Raw genomic sequence first — 18,673 nt, 5'->3', positions numbered from 1 at the left:
TTTTAAGGAGCGTCGGTATGCCTCGTTTCGCAGCTAACCTCAGCATGCTCTACCCGCAACATGATTTCCTTGACCGTTTCGCGGCCGCGGCGGCCGATGGTTTCGATGCCGTGGAATACCTGTTCCCTTACGAGTACCGCCCCGAGGTGCTCAAGCAGCGGCTGGATGAGAACGGCCTCGTCCAGGCGCTGTTCAACGCACCGCCCGGGGATTGGGCGGCGGGGGAGCGGGGGCTGGCGACGCTGCCGGGGCGCGAGCGGGAGTTTCGTGAAGGTTTCGAGCGCGCTCTGGAATATGCCGCTGTGCTCGGTAACTCGAACATTCACGTGATGGCAGGCTTGCTCCCGTCCGAAGCCGAGCGTGCCCGGCACCACGCCGTGTACCTGGAAAACCTTGGCTACGCCACGACCCAGGCGGCGAAGGCCGGGATCACGGTATTGCTGGAACCGATCAATACCCGGGACATGCCGGGCTTTTTCCTCAATCGCCAGGATCAGGCCCATGCCATCTGCCGAGAGGTCGGGGCGGACAACCTCAAGGTCCAGTTCGATTGCTACCACTGCCAGATCGTCGAGGGCGACCTGGCGAGCAAACTCAGGCGCGACTTCAGTGGCATCGGGCATATCCAGATCGCCGGCGTGCCGGATCGGCATGAGCCGGACCGGGGGGAAGTCCACTATCCCTTCCTGTTCGAACTGCTGGACGAGTTGGGCTATGACGGCTGGGTCGGCTGCGAATACCGACCCCGTGGCGATACCTCGGCCGGCCTGCAATGGCTGCGGGACTGGAAAGCGCGCCAGGAACTGTGAGAGATGGCGGTGGGTCAGCCGGCTTTGATGTTGACTGACCCATTGCCATCGCGAGCAGGCTCGCTCCCACAGAGATTTCGGCTGTTCGCAAGATCCGCATTCGCCATCAATCCCCCTGTGGGAGCGGGCTCGCTCGCGATAGCGATGGCACAGCTTGCATCAATCTATTTGTGCCGCCGCCATCGCGGGCAAGCCCGGCTCCCACACTGATTTCGGCTGTTCGCAAGATCCGCATTCGCCATCAATACCCTTGTGGGAGCGGGCTCGCTCGCGATAGCGATGGCACAGCTTGCATCAATCTATTTGTGCCACCGCCATCGCGGGCAAGCCCGGCTCCCACACTGATTTCGGCTGTTCGCCAGATCCGCATTCGCCATCAATCCCCCTGTGGGAGCGAGCCTGCTCGCGATAGCGGTGGGTCAGCTTGCATCGATGTTGTTTGTGCCGCCGTCATCGCGGGCAAGCCTAGCTCCCACAGAGATTTCTGCTGTTCGCAAAATTCGCGTTCGCCATCAATCCCCTTGTGGGAGCGAGCCTGCTCGCGATAGCGATGGACCGGCTTGCAACGATCTTAGGCAGGCTGCCCATCCGGCAGCAGCAACTCGATGCCCTGCTTGCGAATGCCATCGGCCGCCGCCGGTGCCAGGGCGTCGTCGCTGATGATGAAATCGAACTGCTCCAGCCCGGCGATGCGGTACATGCTGAAGGTGCCGTACTTGGAGCTGCTGGCCACCAGCACCACTTGCGAGGCCGATTGCATCGCCACCTGCTTGACCTCCACTTTCAAGGCCGACGGCGTGGTGATGCCCCGTTGCAGGTCCCACGAACTGGTGGACATGAAGGCAATGTCCGTCACCACCTGACGCAAGGTCGCCACCGCCAGCCCGCCGACGCAGGAGTGGTTGGAATGATCCAGCTGTCCGCCGGTATGGATCACCGTCACCTGCGGCGCTTCCATCAGCGCCTGGACCACGCCGAAATCGTTGGTCACCACCGTCATCCCCGACAACGCCTTGATGTAGGGCACGATCTCCAGCGTGCTGGTGCCGGCATCCAGGTACACCGTCATGTCATCCTTTAACAGCCTGGCCGCCAGCTTGGCCATGGCCTGCTTTTGCGGCAGCTCCACCACGGCCTTGGACTGGTGGCTCGGCTCGCTGTGCAACTGGCTGGCAATACGCACCCCACCGGTCACCGAATAGGCCCGGCCTTCCTGCTCCAGCAGAGCAATGTCGCGACGCACGGTCATGTGCGAGCAGTCGAACATCTCCATCAACTGATGAACGCTCAGCACCTGATGCTTGCGCAACTGACGCAGGATCTGTTCCCGGCGCTGCTCGGGAATCATCGGTGCGGGGCTGTCGTTGGCCATGTCCTTGGGGGTGGGCATCGGTGTGGGCTCGGTGACTGATAGGGCAGGGGAGCGGACATAGTAGCGAATCTGCGAGTGAATTTATCTGTGGCGAGGGGATTTATCCCTCGCCACAAAAAAGCGCTCGACTGCTAGAGGGCAGTCTCTTTAAGGTCCATGTCATCCACCGCGCGATTGGCCAGCAGCGAGCCCAGTTCGATCAGTTGCTGAATGCCAAGTGCCACATGTCGTCTCGAACCTTCGAGTTCAAACGCCAGGTCACTGACCATTGCATTGGCCGAGGCGAGGGTTTCGCTGAGAGTGGTCAACACCGATTCCGTGTTGATACCCGGAACCACTGAAAAGACCTGCCCGTCCTGGGTGTCGGGTTTACTTGGGTTGGATGGGGATAAATGTACATTCAGCGCCCGGTCGGCGGCTTCGCGAAGCTTTTTTGTATCGAGAGAGGTGTAGGCGGAAAGGTTTTCAGCCTTTGGGGGATTGGGGGTTACCTTGACCATGGTGAAGCTCCTGACTTGGAAGTGGCGCTCATTCCCCGCGTGACCAAACGAGGGTGGTGGGCGGTACGCAGGTTGGTCAACCGGGAAGTCAGGCACCCGGCGCACTCGAAAGTGCCCCGCGCACAGCCCACCGCAAAGCATACCGACAAAAGTGTCGCCATGCTGAGGTTGGCGCGTATGCGCCTGACATTGGACAGGTGACCAAACCTGATCGCTGAATGTGCAGCGACCCGCAAAGCCTATCTTCGCGCCTTCCGAACCGGCAACCGCCGCGACTCGTCAGAAAATTCCTGTTCAGCAAATTTTTTGTAGGAACACTATGCCCCTGTGGCGAGGGGATTTAGCGAAACGTCGCACCGCCCCGCTGGGGCGCGAAGCGGCCCCCATGCTGCTTACTCAATTGAACTGACACACCGCGTCACAGTTGGAGGGGCTGCTTCGCAGCCCAGCGGGGCGGTGCGACGTTTCGATAAATCCCCTCGCCACAAGATTTCCGGTTACTTCCTGGGAAACACAGCCATAAAAAAACCCGCATCTCGCGATACGGGTTTTTTCATAGCGCCGGGGCTCAGGCAATCAGCCTGTCAGGCCCGCCTGCTGGACCAGGGTCAGCAACGGCTGTGGGTACACACCGAGGAAGAACGCCAGGATGGCGATGGCCAGCAGCATCACGCCGCCCGCTTTCTGTTCCCAGTGCAACTCGGCGTCGTGGCGACGCAGGTTGGGTTCCATCAGGTACAGGGTGACCATGACGCGCAGGTAGTAGAACACGCCGATGGCACTGCCCAGCACCAGGGAGCCGACCAGCCACCATTGGTGAGCCTCGACGCCGGTGGCGACGATGTAGAACTTGCCGATGAAGCCGGCGGTCAGCGGGATGCCGGCCAGGGACAGCATCATCACGGTCAGCACGGCGGTCAGGTACGGACGGCGCCAGAACAGGCCGCGGTATTCGTACAGGGCGTCGGCGTCGCGGCCGTTGTACGGCGAGGACATCAGGGTGATCACGCCGAAGGCGCCGAGGCTGGTGATCACGTAGGTGACCAGGTACACGCCGATGGCTTCCACCGCCAGGCCCTTGCTGGCGATCAGGGCGATCAGCAGGTAACCGAAGTGGGCGATGGACGAGTAACCCAGCAGACGCTTGAGGTTGCTCTGGGTCAGTGCCAGCAGGTTACCGAACAGGATCGACACGATGGCGATGATGGTCAGCACGTTGCTCAGCACACCGCTGCTGGCCACTGGCGAGATCTGGAACAGACGCACCATCACCGCGAACACCGCCACTTTCGAAGCGGTGGCCAGGAACGCCGCCACCGGCGCCGGGGCGCCTTCGTAGACGTCCGGGGTCCAGAGGTGGAATGGTACCAGCGACAGTTTGAACGCCAGGCCGATCAGCATCATGCCCAGGCCCAGTTGTGCGATCGGGCTAGGCAGGCCGGTGGCCGCCAGAGCCTGGCCGATGCCGACGAAGCTCAGGGTACCGGCTTCCGCGTAGAGCAGCGCCATGCCGAACAACAGGAACGCCGAACCGGCGGCCGACAGCACCATGTACTTGATGCCGGCTTCCAGGGAGCGCTTGTTGAAGAAGGCGTAGGCCACCAGGCCGTAGACCGGCACCGACAGCAGCTCCAGGCCGATGAACAGGCTGGCCAGGTGCTGCGCGCTGACCAGGACCAGGCCACCGGCGGCGGCCATCAGGATCAGCAGGTACAGTTCTTCGCGGTTGCCCGGGTAACCCGAACCGCCGTCGCCGAGGTAGGCGTGGGCGAGGGTGACGCAGGCCAGGGTGGCGACCAGGATCAACGCCATGTACAGGCAGGCGAAGCTGTCGATCTGCAGCAACGGCGTGACCGCCAGCGGTGCGACTTTCAGGGCCGGCAGGATCGACAGCAAGGCCAGGTTCAGCCCCGCCACCGACAGCAGGAAGGTCTGTGAGTGATTGCGCCGCCAGGCGATCGCCAGCATCACCACGATGATCGTGGCGCTGGTGATCAACAGCGGTGCAAGCGCGATAAAGTGTTGAATCGTGAATTCCATAGCGCTCTTACCGGGCCGAAGCGAGTTGAGAGAAGGCGGTGCCGAGCCACTGCTGCACGCCATGCATGGTGGCGGCAGACGTGTCGAGGAACGGCTGCGGGTAGACGCCGAGGTAGACCAGCAGCATCGCCAGGCCCAGCACCATGATCAGTTCGCGACCGTCCATGCCGCGCAGCACTTCGTCCGACTTTGACGGGCCGAAGTAGGCGCGGTGGATCATGATCAGCGAGTAGACCGAACCGAACACCAGGCCGGAGGTGGCGATGGCGATGATCCACGGCGCGCTGACGAAGGTACCGATCAGGATCAGGAACTCGCCGACGAAGTTGCCGGTACCTGGCAGGCCCAGGGAGGCGGCCGCGAAGAACAGGCTGATGGCCGGCAGGTAGGCGATGCGCGACCACAGGCCACCCATCTCACGCATGTCCCGGGTATGCAGGCGCTCGTACAACTGGCCGCTGAGGATAAACAGCGCCGCCGCCGACAGGCCGTGGGCGAGCATCTGGATCACCGCGCCTTGCAGGGCGAGCTGGCTGCCGGAGTAGATCCCGATCAGCACGAAGCCCATGTGCGAGACGCTGGAGAAGGCGATCAGGCGCTTGATGTCGGTCTGGGCGAACGCCAGGAACGCACCGTAGAAGATCCCGATCAGGCCGAGGGTCATCGCAATCGGCGCGAACTCGGCCGAGGCGTTGGGGAACAGCGGCAGGGCGAAACGCAGCAGGCCGTAGGCCGCCGTTTTCAGCAGGATACCGGCCAGGTCCACGGAACCTGCGGTCGGCGCCTGGGCGTGGGCATCCGGCAGCCAGGAGTGGAACGGCACCACCGGCAGCTTCACCGCGAAGGCGATGAAGAAGCCCAGCATCAGCACGTACTCGGTGCTGCGCGACATCTGCACTTTCAACAGGTCGGCGTAGTTGAAGGTAATCACGCCGGTGTTGTTGAAGTTGACCAGCACCAGGCCAAGGATCGCCACCAACATGATCAGGCCGGAAGCCTGGGTGAAGATGAAGAACTTGGTCGCCGCGTAGATCCGGGTCTTCTTGCCGTCCGAAGAGCTGTGACCCCAGAGCGCGATGAGGAAGTACATCGGCACCAGCATCATTTCCCAGAAGAAGAAGAACATGAACAGGTCCAGCGCCAGGAACACGCCGACGACACCGCCCAGGATCCACATCAGGTTCAGGTGGAAGAAGCCGACGTGACGCTGGATCTCTTTCCAGGAGCAGAGTACCGAGAGGATACCCAGCAGGCCGGTCAGCAGGATCATCAGCAGCGACAGGCCGTCGAGGGCCAGGTGCACGCTGATGCCGAAGCGTTCGATCCAGAGGTGCTTGAACTCAAGCGCCCAGGTCGGGTTGGCGCCAGGGGCCGGGGCGAATGAATAGTCGCCGGTCGCCCACAGCCAGAGGCCGAGCGCGAGTTCCAGGGACATGGTCAGCAGCGCAATCCAGCGCGGGAGCGTGGAGCTGGAGCGCTCCGCGATCCAGCACAACAGGCCGCCGATGAAGGGGATCAGGATTAGCCAGGGCAGAATCATGACGGGCTCGTTTCCTTTCGCAAGTTCGCAAGGTTCATATCAGACCGCTACCAGCACGATGGCGCCGATAACCAGCACGGCGCCAGCCGCCATGGAAGCCGCATACCAACGCAGTTGACCGGTCTCGGTACGGCTCAGGGCAGTGTGACCGCCCTTGGCCATGCGCGGGATCAGGCCAATGGTCTGGTCGAGCGGGTCTTTGCGCAGAATGTGGCTGATCGCAAGGTATGGCTTGACGAACAGTTTGTCGTAGATCCAGTCGAAGCCCCAGGCAGCGAACCACCAGGCCGAAAGGACACGGCCGAGGCCGCTGTTGGCGATCGCGGTCACGAAGCGACGCTTGCCCAGGAACAGCAGGGCGGACAGCAGGATACCCGCCAGGGCGATGGCACCGGAGGCGATTTCCAGGCTGTGCTTGGCTTCGCCGCCGGCATGGCCGACGCTCTCCGGCAGCACACCGTGCAGCGGCGGGGTGATCATGGCGCCTACGAACGTCGACAGCACGATCAGCACCGACAGCGGCAGCCAATGGGCAATCCCGTGGCCGGCGTGGGCTTCGGTCTTGGCTTCACCATGGAACGCGATGAAGATCAGGCGGAAGGTGTACAGCGAGGTCATGAACGCACCCACCAGGCCGGCATAGAGCAGGCCCTGGTTACCGCTGGCGAACGCTTCCCAGAGGATCTCGTCCTTGGAATAGAAGCCGGCGGTGACCAGTGGCAGGGCCGCCAGGGCCGCGCCGCCGACGATGAAGCTGGCGTAGGCCAACGGCAGTTTCTTCCACAGGCCGCCCATCTTGAAGATGTTCTGCTCGTGGTGGCAGGCGACGATCACCGCACCGGAGGCCAGGAACAGCAGGGCCTTGAAGAAGGCGTGGGTCATCAGGTGGAAGATCGCGCCTTCCCAGGCGCCAACGCCCAGGGCCAGGAACATGTAGCCGATCTGGCTCATGGTCGAGTAGGCGAGGATCCGCTTGATGTCGGTCTGTACCAGGGCGGCAAAGCCGGCCAGTACCAGGGTTACGCCGCCGACGATGCCCACCAGATGCAGGATGTCCGGCGCCAGGGCGAACAGGCCATGGGTACGGGCGATCAGGTAGACGCCCGCGGTCACCATGGTTGCGGCGTGGATCAGGGCCGATACCGGGGTAGGGCCGGCCATCGCGTCCGCCAGCCAGGTCTGCAGCGGCAGTTGCGCGGATTTACCGACGGCGCCGCCCAGCAGCATCAGGGTCGCCAGGACGATCCAGAAGTCGCCGACCTTGAAGTGCTCGGGTGCCTTGACCAGCAGTTCCTGGATGTTCAGTGTCCCCAGTTGCTGGAACAGGATGAACAGGCCGATGGCCATGAACACGTCGCCGATGCGGGTGACGATGAACGCCTTGAGTGCCGCGTTGCCGTTGTTGCGGTTGCTGTAGTAGAAACCGATCAACAGGTACGAGCACAGGCCCACGCCTTCCCAGCCGAAGTACAGGAACAACAGGTTATCGCCGAGCACCAGGAACAGCATGCTGGCGATGAACAGGTTGGTGTAGGCGAAGAAGCGCGAGTAACCGGCTTCACCGCGCATGTACCAGGACGCGAACAGGTGGATCAGGAAACCCACGCCGACCACGACGCCCAGCATGGTGACCGACAGGCCGTCGACGTACAGGGCGAAGTTCGGCGTGAAGCCTTCCACCGCCATCCATTGCCACAGCACCAGGGTGTAGTGACCACCTTCGGGCGGGGCGACGTTGAACTGCCAGATCACGTAGGCGGCGACAATCGCCGACAGGCCGATGGAGCCGACGCCAACCAGTGCCGAGAGGTTTTCCGACCAGCGTCCACGGGAGAACGCCAGCAGCAGAAAACCGATCAGGGGAAATACGAAAGTCAGAAAGATCATGTTCATCCGTGCATCTCACTGGCAGCGTCGATATCGAGCGTGTGGAAGCGGCGATACAGCTGCAACAGGATCGCCAGGCCGATACTGGCCTCGGCGGCTGCCAGGCTGATCACCAGGATGAACATGATCTGTCCATCGGGCTGCGCCCAGCGAGCGCCCGCGACGATGAAGGCCAGGGCGGCGGCATTCATCATGACCTCCAGGCTCATCAGCACGAACAGAATGTTGCGGCGGACCATCAGGCCGACCAGACCGAGACAGAACAGGATGCCGGCAACCGCCAGACCGTGTTCGAGAGGGATAGCAGGCATGTGATTACTCCTTCGCCTCGTTACGGCCCAAATGGAACGCCGTGACGGCTGCGGCAAGCAGCAGCATCGAGGCGAGTTCGACCACCAGCAGGTACGGACCGAACAGGCTGATGCCCACGGTCTTGGCGCCTACGGTGGTGTGGCCGATGGCCTGGCCGCTCTGGTGAGCGAACAGCACATACAGCAGTTCACCCAGCAGCAGGGCGGCGAGAATCACCGGTCCTGCCCAGATGCCGGGCTTGAGCCAGTTGCGCTCCTGCTGGACCGAGGCCGGGCCGAGGTTCAGCATCATCACCACGAACACGAACAGCACCATGATGGCGCCGGCGTAGGCGATCACTTCCAGGGCCCCGGCAAACGGCGCGCCGAGAGCGAAGAAGGTCATGGCCACGGCGATGAGCGAAATGATCAGGTAGAGCAGGGCATGTATGGGGTTGGTGTTGGTGACCACACGAAGCGTGGACACCACCGCGATACCCGATGCGAAATAGAAAGCGAATTCCATCTTTCTTCCTTAAGGCAGCAAGCTCTTCACGTTGATCGGTTCGGCTTCGTTCTGCGCGGCGCCTTTCGGCTTACCGGCAATGGCCATACCTGCAACACGATAGAAGTTGTAATCAGGGTTTTTACCGGGACCGGAAATCAGCAGATCTTCTTTCTCGTACACCAGGTCCTGACGTTTGAAATCCGCCATTTCGAAATCCGGCGTGAGCTGGATCGCGGTGGTCGGGCATGCTTCCTCGCAGAGGCCGCAGAAAATGCAGCGCGAGAAGTTGATGCGGAAGAAGTCCGGGTACCAGCGACCGTCTTCGGTTTCAGCTTTCTGCAGCGAGATGCAGCCCACCGGGCAGGCCACGGCGCACAGGTTGCACGCTACGCAGCGCTCCTCGCCGTCGGGGTCGCGGGTCAGGACGATGCGGCCGCGGTAACGCGGTGCCAGGTAGACCGGTTCTTCCGGGTATTGCAGGGTGTCGCGCTTGCGGAAGCCATGGCCGAAGATCATGACCAGGCTTCGCAGTTGGGTACCGGTACCCTTAACGATGTCGCCAATATATTTGAACATGGGTCAAATCCTCACTGAACCGCGGCCGCAGGCGTGTTCAACAACACGATCGCAGCGGTCACCAGCAAATTGATCAGGGTCAGTGGCAGGCAGAATTTCCAGCTGAAGTCCATCACCTGGTCGTAGCGCGGGCGCGGGATAGCGGCGCGCAAAAGGACGAACAGCATGATGAAGAACGCGGTCTTCAGGGCGAACCACAAGAAGGACAGTTGCGGCAGGATGTCGAACGGACCGTGCCAGCCGCCGAAGAACAGCGTTACCAGCAATGCCGAGATCAGGACGATGCCGATGTACTCGCCCACGAAGAACATGCCCCATTTCATGCCGGCGTATTCGATGTGGTAACCGTCGGCCAGTTCCTGTTCCGCTTCCGGCTGGTCGAACGGGTGACGGTGGGTCACGGCCACGCCAGCGATGAAGAAGGTACAGAAGCCGAAGAACTGCGGAATGATGAACCACAGGTTCTGGGCCTGGTACTCGACGATGTCGCGCATGTTGAACGAGCCGACCTGGACCACCACGCCCATCAGCGCCAGGCCCATGAACACCTCGTAGGACACGGTCTGGGCCGAGGCCCGCAAGCTACCCAGCAGGGCGTACTTGTTGTTGCTCGACCAGCCGGCGAACAGCACCGCGTAGACCGACAGGCCGGCCATGGCGAAGAAGAACAGCAGGCCGATGTTCAGGTCCGCCACGCCCCAGGTCGGGGTGATCGGGATGATCGCAAAGGCAATCAGCAAGGCGCTCATGGCCACCACCGGCGCCAGGGTGAAAATCACCTTGTCGACAAAGGGTGGCGTCCAGTCTTCCTTGAAGAACATCTTGATCATGTCGGCGGCGATCTGGAACATGCCGAACGGGCCGACGCGGTTCGGACCGTAGCGGTCCTGCCACCAGCCCAGCAGGCGACGTTCGACAAAGCTCAGCAATGCGCCTGTGACCACCACGGCCAGCAGGATCACGATAGCCTTGAGGACCGTCAGGATCACAGCGATCACATCAGGGGTGAACCAGCTCATTGCGCTGCCTCCTGCAGACCGTCGACGGTTTTACCGAACACCGCCGGCGGGATTCCCGCCAGGCCGGCCGGCAGGGCCACCAGGCCGGCGCCCAGTTCTTCATTGATGCGCAGCGGCAGACGCAGGGTCTGGCCGGCCACGTTCAGGCTCAGCAGGGCGCCGTCGTTGACACCCAGGCGATCGGCTTCGGACTTGGCCAGCGCCACGTAGGCGGCCGGAATGCGTTCCTGCACCGGCGCGGCCTTGGAAGAGTTCTCTTCGCTGCCAAACAGGTGATGGAACGGCACGACCTGCCAGGTGCCCGGTGCCGGGTTGAAGGCGCGCGGCACGCTGGCGAACCAGCTCAGGCCATCGCCCTGGCTTTCGATCAGGCGGGTGCCCGGGTCACCGGCACGCAGGTGACCACCGACTTCGTCCTGGAACTTGTTCCAGGCCTGCGGCGAGTTCCAGCCCGGCGACCAGGCGAATGGCACTTGCGAGCGCGGTTCGGCGGAGCCCGAGTAACCTTCCATGGAGAAGGCGAACGCGGTGTCCGTGTCCTGCGGGGTGCGCGGTTCGTGAACGTTGATGTTCGCGCGCATGGCGGTGCGGCCGGAGTAGCGCAGCGGTTCGCGGGCCAGTTTCAGCCCCTTGATGCGGAACGAGGCGGACGGCGCGGCGTCGACAATGCGGGCCAGTTGCGCGGTGCTCGAGGCACAGGCAGCGGTGACGTGGTCGAGTTGCGTCCAGTCGATCGGCTGGTCCAGCAGGGTGGCGCGCAGGGCATGCAGCCAGCGCCAGCCTTCGTGGACCAGGATGCTGGCGTCCAGGTATTGCGGATCAAAGACCTGGAAGAAGCGCTGGGCGCGGCCTTCCTGGCTGACCAGCGTACCGTCGCCTTCGGCGAAGCTCGCCGCCGGCAGCACCAGATGGGCGCGGTCGCTGGTGGCGGTCTTCTGGTGGTCGGCGACGATCACCACTTTCGCGGCGTTCAGGGCAGCGTCCACACGGGCGTTGTCGGTGCGGGTGTACAGGTCGTTCTCCAACACCACGAGGGCGTCGGCGCTGCCGTCGATCACGGCTTGCAGGGCGGCATCCACCGATTCGCCACCGAGCATGGCCAGGCCGAGGCTGTTGGCTTCCGGCACGACCAGGCTGATGGAACCGTTCTTCTCGCGCAGCTTCAGGGCCTTGGCGATGTTGGCGGCGGCCTCGATCAGGGCCTTGGAGCCCAGGGAGGTACCGGCGATCACCAGCGGACGCTTGGCGGCCAGCAGGGCGTCGGCAATGCGCTGGACCAGGGCGGTCGCTTCGCTGTCCAGGCCTTCGACGGCCGGGGCGCTGGCGTCCAGGGCGTGGGCCACGGCAAAGCCGATGCGCGCCAGGTCGTCAGGGGCGGCGTGGACGCATTCCTCGGCGACGTCGTCGAGCTTGGTTTCGGCCAGGCTGGCGATGAACAGCGGGTTCAGCTCGTGCTGGCCGATGTTCTTCACGGCAGCGTCGAGCCATGGCTGGACGCGCATGGCGTCGGCCATGTCTTCGGCCTTGCCCTTGACCGACTGGCGCAGGGCCAGGGCCATGCGTGCGGCGGTCTGGGTCAGGTCTTCGCCGAGGACGAACACGGCGTCGTGGTCTTCGATGTCGCGCATCGTCGGCACGGGCAGCGGGCTGTCCTTGAGCACTTGCAGCACCAGGCGGATGCGCTCCAGCTCAGCGGCTTCGATGCCGCTGTAGAAGTGCTCGGCGCCGACCAGTTCGCGCAGTGCGTAGTTGCTTTCCAGGCTGGCCCGTGGCGAACCGATGCCGACGATGTTGCGGCCGCGCAGCAGTTCGGCGGCCTTGTCCAGGGCAGCGTCCAGGCTCAGCTTGGTACCGTCGGCCAGCAGCGGCTGGCGTGGACGGTCCGTGCGGTTGACATAGCCGTAGCCGAAGCGGCCGCGGTCGCACAGGAAATACTGGTTCACCGAACCGTTGTAGCGGTTCTCGATGCGACGCAGTTCGCCGTAGCGCTCGCCGGGGCTGATATTGCAACCGCTGGAGCAGCCGTGGCAGATGCTTGGCGAGAACTGCATGTCCCACTTGCGGTTGTAGCGCTCGGAGTGGGTCTTGTCGGTGAACACACCGGTCGGGCAGACCTCGGTGAGGTTGCCGGAGAATTCGCTTTCCAGGGTGCCGTCTTCAACGCGACCGAAGTACACGTTGTCGTGGGCACCGAACACGCCCAGGTCGGTGCCGCCGGCGTAGTCCTTGTAGAAACGCACGCAACGGTAGCAGGCGATGCAGCGGTTCATCTCGTGGGAGATGAACGGGCCCAGTTGCTGGTTCTGGTGGGTGCGTTTCTTGAAGCGATAACGGCGCTCGTTGTGGCCGGTCATCACCGTCATGTCTTGCAGGTGGCAGTGACCGCCTTCCTCGCAGACCGGGCAGTCGTGCGGGTGGTTGGTCATCAGCCATTCGACCACACTGGCGCGGAACGCCTTGGATTCTTCATCGTCGATGGAGATCCAGGTGTTGTCGGTGGCGGGGGTCATGCAGGACATGACGATCCGACCACGGGTGTCGTTCTCGTCGGTGTACTGCTTGACCGCACACTGCCGACAGGCCCCGACGCTACCAAGCGCGGGATGCCAGCAGAAATAAGGGATGTCGAGGCCTAGCGACAGACATGCCTGTAACAGGTTGTCTGCCCCGTCGACTTCGAGCGCTTTGCCGTCTACGTGGATAGTGGCCATGGTTCAAAGTTCTTCGTTGGCCCGGTGTCAGCGGGCGTGGCTAATGGAATCTTGTCGTTCGTCCGAATCCAAACAGCCTGCAAAGGCGTCATCGGACGAAAGGCGAAGGGCACGGACCCTTCGCCTTTAAGCGTGTTACGCGCCGACCATGGTCGGCGTGACCACCTGATTGAGATCGCCTGCGCGGGTGGGCGCGATGCCGGCCTCGAATTCAGAGCGGAAGTATTTGATCGCGCTGCCCAACGGCTCCACGGCACCCGGTGCGTGAGCACAGAAGGTCTTGCCTGGGCCGAGGAAACCCACCAGACCCAGCAGGGTCTCGATGTCGCCGGGCTGGCCTTCGCCGTTCTCGATGGCCATCAGCAGCTTGACGCTCCAGGGCAGGCCATCGCGGCAAGGGGTGCAGAAGCCGCAGGACTCACGGGAGAAAAACTGCTCCATGTTGCGCAGCAGCGACACCATGTTGACGCTGTCGTCCACCGCCATGGCCAGGCCGGTCCCCATCCGGGTGCCCACCTTGGCGATGCCGCCGGCGTACATCTGTGCGTCCAGGTGTTCCGGCAACAGGAAACCGGTACCGGCACCACCGGGCTGCCAGCACTTGAGCTTGTAGCCGTCGCGCATGCCGCCGGCGTAGTCCTCGAACAGCTCGCGGCCGGTGACGCCGAAAGGCAGTTCCCACAGGCCGGGGTTCTTGACCTTGCCGGAGAAGCCCATGAGCTTGGTGCCCATGTCTTCGCTGCCGTCGCGGGCCAGGGATTTGTACCAGTCCACGCCGTCGGCGATGATCGCCGGCACGTTGCACAGGGTCTCGACGTTGTTTACGCAGGTCGGCTTGCCCCACACGCCCACGGCGGCCGGGAAGGGCGGCTTGGAGCGCGGGTTGGCGCGGCGGCCTTCCAGGGAGTTGATCAGTGCGGTTTCTTCACCGCAGATGTAGCGCCCGGCACCGGTGTGGACGAACAGCTCGAAATCGAAGCCACTGCCCAGGATGTTCTTGCCCAGGAGGCCTGCAGCCTTGGCTTCTGCCACGGCACGGTTCAGGTGCTTGGCGGCGGTGGTGTATTCGCCGCGCAGGAAGATGTAGCCACGGTAGGTTTTCAGCGCACGGGCGCTGATCAGCATGCCTTCGATCAGCAGATGGGGCAGTTGCTCCATCAGCATGCGGTCCTTCCAGGTGTTGGGTTCCATTTCATCCGCGTTGCAGAGCAGGTAGCGGATGTCGATGGATTCGTCCTTGGGCATCAGGCCCCACTTCACGCCGGTGGGGAAGCCCGCACCGCCGCGACCCTTGAGACCGGAGTCCTTCACGGTCTGGACGATGTCGTCCTGGGCCATGTCGGCGAACGCTTTGCGCGCGGCGGCGTAGCCGTTCTTGGCCTGGTACTCGTCCAGCCACACGGCTTCGCCGTCGTCACGCAGGCGCCAGGTCAGGGGATGGGTTTCGGCCGAACGCTGGATGCGGTTGGCGGGCCCGAAGGAAGTCAGGGTCATACGTAGCCCTCCAGCAATTTGGCGACGCCAGCGGGTGCAACGTCACCGAAGGTGTCGTCGTCGATCATCAGCGCCGGGGCCTTGTCGCAGTTGCCCAGGCAGCACACCGGCAGCAGCGTGAAACGGCCGTCGGCGGTGGTCTGGCCCAGGCCGATGCCCAGCTTGCTCTGGATTTCGCTGACCACGGATTCATGGCCGCCGATGTAGCAGACCATGCTGTCGCAGACGCGAATGATGTGGCGGCCGACGGGCTGACGGAAGATCTGGCTGTAGAAGGTGGCGACGCCTTCGACGTCGCTCGCCGGGATGCCGAGGATCTCGCCGATGGCGTAGAGCGCGCCGTCAGGCACCCAGCCACGTTCCTTCTGGACGATCTTCAGGGCTTCGATCGACGCCGCGCGCGGGTCTTCGTAGTGATGCAGCTCGTGCTCGATGGCCGAGCGCTCGGTTTCGCTCAGGGCGAAACGGTCTGTCTGGATAAGCGTGCTGTTCATGCTTAGCGGTCCACGTCGGCCATAACGAAATCGATACTACCCAGGTACGCGATCAAGTCCGCGACCATGCTGCCTTTGATCACCGAAGGGATCTGCTGCAGGTGCGGGTAGCTTGGGGTGCGGATCCGGGTGCGGTAGCTCATGGTGCCGCCGTCGCTCGTCAGGTAATAACTGTTGATGCCCTTGGTCGCTTCGATCATCTGGAAGGACTCGTTGGCCGGCATGACCGGGCCCCACGAAACCTGCAGGAAGTGCGTGATCAGGGTCTCGATGTGCTGCAGCGTGCGCTCCTTGGGCGGCGGCGTGGTCAGCGGGTGATCTGCCTTGTACGGGCCTTCCGGCATGTTGCGCATGCATTGGTCGATGATCTTGATGCTCTGGCGCATCTCCTCGACGCGAACCATGCAGCGGTCATAGGCATCGCCGTTGACCGCCAGCGGTACTTCGAATTCGAAGTTCTCGTAGCCGGAGTAGGGGCGTGCCTTGCGCAGGTCGAAGTCGCAACCGGTGGAACGCAAGCCGGCACCGGTGACGCCCCATTCCAGGGCTTCCTTGGTGTTGTAGGCGGCGACGCCGATGGTGCGACCCTTGAGGATGCTGTTCTGCAGGGCGGCCTTGGTGTATTCGTCCAGGCGCTTGGGCATCCAATCGACGAAGTCCTTGACCAGCTTTTCCCAGCCACGTGGCAGGTCGTGGGCCACGCCACCGATGCGGTACCAGGCCGGGTGCAGGCGGAAGCCGGTGATGGCTTCGATCACCGTGTACGCCTTCTGGCGGTCGGTGAAGGTGAAGAACACCGGCGTCATGGCGCCCACGTCCTGGATGTAGGTGCCCAGGAACAGCAGGTGGCTGGTGATGCGGAAGAACTCGGCCATCATGATGCGGATGACGTCGACCCGGTCCGGCACCTTGATCCCGGCCAGTTTCTCGACCGAAAGCACGTACGGCAGGTTGTTCATCACGCCGCCGAGGTAGTCGATGCGGTCGGTGTACGGAATGTAGCTGTGCCAGGACTGGCGCTCGGCCATTTTCTCGGCGCCACGGTGGTGGTAGCCGATGTCCGGGACGCAGTCGACGATCTCTTCGCCGTCCAGTTGCAGGATGATGCGGAACGCACCGTGGGCCGAAGGGTGGTTCGGGCCCAGGTTGAGGAACATGTAGTCCTCGTTGGCGCCGGAACGCTTCATGCCCCAGTCTTCAGGCTTGAAGCGCGCGGCTTCTTCCTCGAGCTGTTGCTTGGCCAGGGACAGGCTGAACGGGTCGAATTCGGTGGCACGAGCCGGGAAGTCCTTGCGCAGCGGGTGACCTTCCCAGGTCGGCGGCATCATGATGCGCGTCAGGTGCGGGTGGCCGGGGAAATCGATCCCGTACATGTCCCACACTTCACGTTCGTACCAGTTGGCGTTCGGCCAGATGCCGGTCACGGTCGGCACGCTGAGGTCGCTCTCGGACAAGGCGACCTTGATCATTACGTCACTATTACGCTCGATCGACATCAGGTGATAGAACACGGTGAAGTCGACGCCGTCGGGCAGGCCCTGGCGCTTGGTGCGCAGGCGCTCGTCCACGCCGTGCAGGTCATAGAGCATGACGTACGGCTTGGGCAGGTTGCGCAGGAAGGTCAGGACTTCGACGAGTCTGGCACGGGCAACCCAAAGCACCGGCATGCCGGTGCGGGTCGGCTGGGCGGTGAACGCCTCGGGGCCAAAACGGTTGTTCAGTTCGACGACCACATCCTGGTCGTCTGCCTTGTAAGGCGGGATGTACAGAGCACTGCCTGTAGTCATGGTTATTTATCGCTTTCGGTCAACGTAAAGAATGAAGCCAGGTTCGTGTTTCTTGTTCAGGAACAGAGCTGGATCAGACTTCGTCGGGGCTGCGCAGGTTGGTGACTGCGATACGCTGTTCGCGGCGCTGTTCCTTTTGCGACGGCATCTCGGCGCGATAGACGCCTTGATCACCAACGACCCAGGACAGTGGGCGACGCTCTTGGCCAATCGACTCCTGCAACAGCATCAGGCCTTGCAGGAAAGCTTCGGGGCGGGGCGGGCAGCCAGGCACGTAGACGTCCACGGGCAGGAACTTGTCCACCCCTTGAACGACGGAATAGATGTCGTACATGCCACCAGAGTTGGCGCACGAACCCATGGAGATCACCCACTTCGGTTCGAGCATTTGCTCATAGAGACGCTGGATGATCGGCGCCATCTTGATGAAGCAGGTACCGGCGATAACCATGAAATCCGCCTGACGCGGCGATGCCCGGATCACCTCGGCGCCAAAGCGCGCGATGTCGTGGGGCGCCGTGAAGGCGGTAGTCATTTCCACGTAGCAGCACGAAAGGCCGAAGTTGTACGGCCACAGGGAGTTCTTGCGACCCCAGTTGACCGTGCTGTTCAGCACGTCTTCGAGCTTGCCCATGAAGATATTCTTGTGGACTTGATCTTCTAACGGATCGGAAACGGTTTCCCGTTCGCCAATCGGATACTGCTCGTTAGGAGCATCGGGGTCGATCCTGGTGAGATTGTATTGCATTGCCAAAGCCTCATTGTTTCAGCTTCGCTTGCCGCTTGCGCCGAGCTTCCGGAGCCCAATCAAGTGCCCCCACCCGGAAAAGGTAGACAAGACCTGCCAACAGAATTGCTATGAAAACGAGAGCTTCGACAAATCCGGTCCAGCCGCTTTCGCGGACGGACACAGACCAGGCAAAGAGAAAGAGGGCTTCGATATCGAAGATCACGAAGAGCATCGCGACCAGATAGAATTTGGCTGAGAGCCGTAAGCGGGCGCCACCGGTAGGCAGCATGCCGGACTCGAACGGTTCGTTTTTGCTGCGGCCCCAGGCTTTTGACCCGAGCAGGCTCGACAGCCCGAGCATGAAGGCACACAGGCCGACGACACCCAGAAGGAAAATGGCAAAGCCCCAGTTGTGGGCCATGAGTCCTGTCGCTTCGGGCATGCTGGAAATCCTTAACAGAGGGCAAAGGGCCTCTGAGCTTGAAAGAAATAACGCAGTGACGATATGTCGCAGCAATCAATCGCGGTGATTTTATGGCTAAACACCGGGCAAGTAAAATTCCTATAGCGAAATTATTTATTGGAATAAGGACATAGCGCACCTCCAAGGCTGCGCAGCCCAGGCCCAGTGGGCATCGGCCGATTATTCATCCACTTTGTTTCGTGGGCGCTGTAACAATGATAATGCCTTCCAAATGATAATTATTATTGTTTGTCCGGGCCTTTCATCAATAACCCGGTGCAGTAGCTGAGAACTTTTCTTACAGGGTCGCTACTGCATTTGTCAGCGCTGGCCGTTTTACTCTTTTTCAGACTGCCTGTTACTGCGTTCGATCAATTTTTCTGAAGACTCTTCGATTTGTTCTGGCCAATGCCTGTCAGTCAAGCTGCAAGACTTGTGGGAGCCGAGCTTGCT

16 protein-coding genes are annotated in these 18,673 nt (G+C 62.3%); 1 reads left to right on the top strand and 15 read right to left on the bottom strand.

All coding sequences use genetic code 11. From position 1 onward, the window contains the following. Nucleotides 1-17 precede the first annotated feature (17 nt). Nucleotides 18-809, top strand: coding sequence for a 2-oxo-tetronate isomerase (otnI, locus tag LOY35_RS18265; protein ID WP_258625415.1), 792 nt, complete (start codon nt 18-20; stop codon nt 807-809). Between the two features lie 571 nt (nt 810-1,380). Here otnI and LOY35_RS18260 read toward each other — a convergent pair. The 15 genes from LOY35_RS18260 to LOY35_RS18190 form a co-directional block, all read right to left on the bottom strand. Continuing rightward, nucleotides 1,381-2,199 carry a DeoR/GlpR family DNA-binding transcription regulator gene (locus LOY35_RS18260; RefSeq protein ID WP_258625411.1) on the bottom strand — a complete coding sequence of 273 codons (819 nt, stop codon included), beginning with the start codon at nt 2,197-2,199 and terminating at the stop codon, nt 1,381-1,383. Between the two features lie 113 nt (nt 2,200-2,312). Continuing rightward, the gene (locus LOY35_RS18255) at nt 2,313-2,681 is read right to left on the bottom strand and encodes a DUF6124 family protein (protein WP_258625409.1); all 369 of its coding nucleotides are present in this window, start codon (nt 2,679-2,681) and stop codon (nt 2,313-2,315) included. Nucleotides 2,682-3,257: 576 nt separating this feature from the next. After that, complete coding sequence (gene nuoN, locus LOY35_RS18250; protein WP_024779325.1) at nt 3,258-4,721, bottom strand: NADH-quinone oxidoreductase subunit NuoN; 1,464 nt, start codon at nt 4,719-4,721, stop codon at nt 3,258-3,260. 7 nt (nt 4,722-4,728) lie between these two features. After that, on the bottom strand, nt 4,729-6,261 hold the full coding sequence (gene nuoM, locus LOY35_RS18245; protein WP_024779324.1) for an NADH-quinone oxidoreductase subunit M: 1,533 nt from the start codon (nt 6,259-6,261) through the stop codon (nt 4,729-4,731). Between the two features lie 39 nt (nt 6,262-6,300). Further along, on the bottom strand, nt 6,301-8,154 hold the full coding sequence (nuoL, locus tag LOY35_RS18240; protein WP_258625407.1) for an NADH-quinone oxidoreductase subunit L: 1,854 nt from the start codon (nt 8,152-8,154) through the stop codon (nt 6,301-6,303). Then, a complete protein-coding gene (gene nuoK, locus LOY35_RS18235; protein ID WP_024779322.1) occupies nt 8,151-8,459 on the bottom strand; it encodes an NADH-quinone oxidoreductase subunit NuoK in 309 nt (102 codons plus the stop codon). Before nuoK ends, nuoL begins: the two co-directional genes overlap by 4 nt. 4 nt (nt 8,460-8,463) lie before the next feature. Next, on the bottom strand, nt 8,464-8,964 hold the full coding sequence (gene nuoJ / locus LOY35_RS18230) for an NADH-quinone oxidoreductase subunit J (protein WP_024779321.1): 501 nt from the start codon (nt 8,962-8,964) through the stop codon (nt 8,464-8,466). A 9-nt stretch (nt 8,965-8,973) separates the two neighbouring features. Next, a complete protein-coding gene (nuoI, locus tag LOY35_RS18225) occupies nt 8,974-9,522 on the bottom strand; it encodes an NADH-quinone oxidoreductase subunit NuoI (RefSeq protein WP_024779320.1) in 549 nt (182 codons plus the stop codon). 11 nt (nt 9,523-9,533) lie between these two features. Then, nucleotides 9,534-10,541: an NADH-quinone oxidoreductase subunit NuoH gene (gene nuoH, locus LOY35_RS18220; RefSeq protein WP_258625399.1), complete on the bottom strand. Its 1,008-nt coding sequence runs from the start codon at nt 10,539-10,541 to the stop codon at nt 9,534-9,536. Then, nucleotides 10,538-13,252 (bottom strand): NADH-quinone oxidoreductase subunit NuoG, encoded by a 2,715-nt coding sequence (gene nuoG / locus LOY35_RS18215; RefSeq protein ID WP_258625397.1) that lies wholly within the window; start codon nt 13,250-13,252, stop codon nt 10,538-10,540. The genes nuoH and nuoG overlap by 4 nt, the downstream gene beginning before the upstream one ends. A gap of 135 nt (nt 13,253-13,387) precedes the next feature. Next, entirely contained in the window at nt 13,388-14,746 is a 1,359-nt protein-coding gene (gene nuoF / locus LOY35_RS18210; protein WP_258625396.1) for an NADH-quinone oxidoreductase subunit NuoF, read from the bottom strand. Then, nucleotides 14,743-15,240 carry an NADH-quinone oxidoreductase subunit NuoE gene (gene nuoE / locus LOY35_RS18205; protein ID WP_024779316.1) on the bottom strand — a complete coding sequence of 166 codons (498 nt, stop codon included), beginning with the start codon at nt 15,238-15,240 and terminating at the stop codon, nt 14,743-14,745. Before nuoE ends, nuoF begins: the two co-directional genes overlap by 4 nt. A 2-nt stretch (nt 15,241-15,242) precedes the next feature. After that, entirely contained in the window at nt 15,243-17,027 is a 1,785-nt protein-coding gene (gene nuoC, locus LOY35_RS18200; protein ID WP_258625394.1) for an NADH-quinone oxidoreductase subunit C/D, read from the bottom strand. Nucleotides 17,028-17,100: 73 nt separating this feature from the next. Further along, nucleotides 17,101-17,775 (bottom strand): NADH-quinone oxidoreductase subunit B family protein, encoded by a 675-nt coding sequence (locus tag LOY35_RS18195; RefSeq protein ID WP_024779314.1) that lies wholly within the window; start codon nt 17,773-17,775, stop codon nt 17,101-17,103. Nucleotides 17,776-17,785: 10 nt separating this feature from the next. Then, the gene (locus LOY35_RS18190; RefSeq protein WP_024779313.1) at nt 17,786-18,199 is read right to left on the bottom strand and encodes an NADH-quinone oxidoreductase subunit A; all 414 of its coding nucleotides are present in this window, start codon (nt 18,197-18,199) and stop codon (nt 17,786-17,788) included. Nucleotides 18,200-18,673 lie beyond the last annotated feature (474 nt).

Origin of the sequence: Pseudomonas sp. B21-028, assembly GCF_024749045.1 — a bacterium.
Taxonomy (GTDB): Bacteria; Pseudomonadota; Gammaproteobacteria; order Pseudomonadales; family Pseudomonadaceae; genus Aquipseudomonas.
This window is presented reverse-complemented; position numbering and strand designations above follow the sequence as displayed.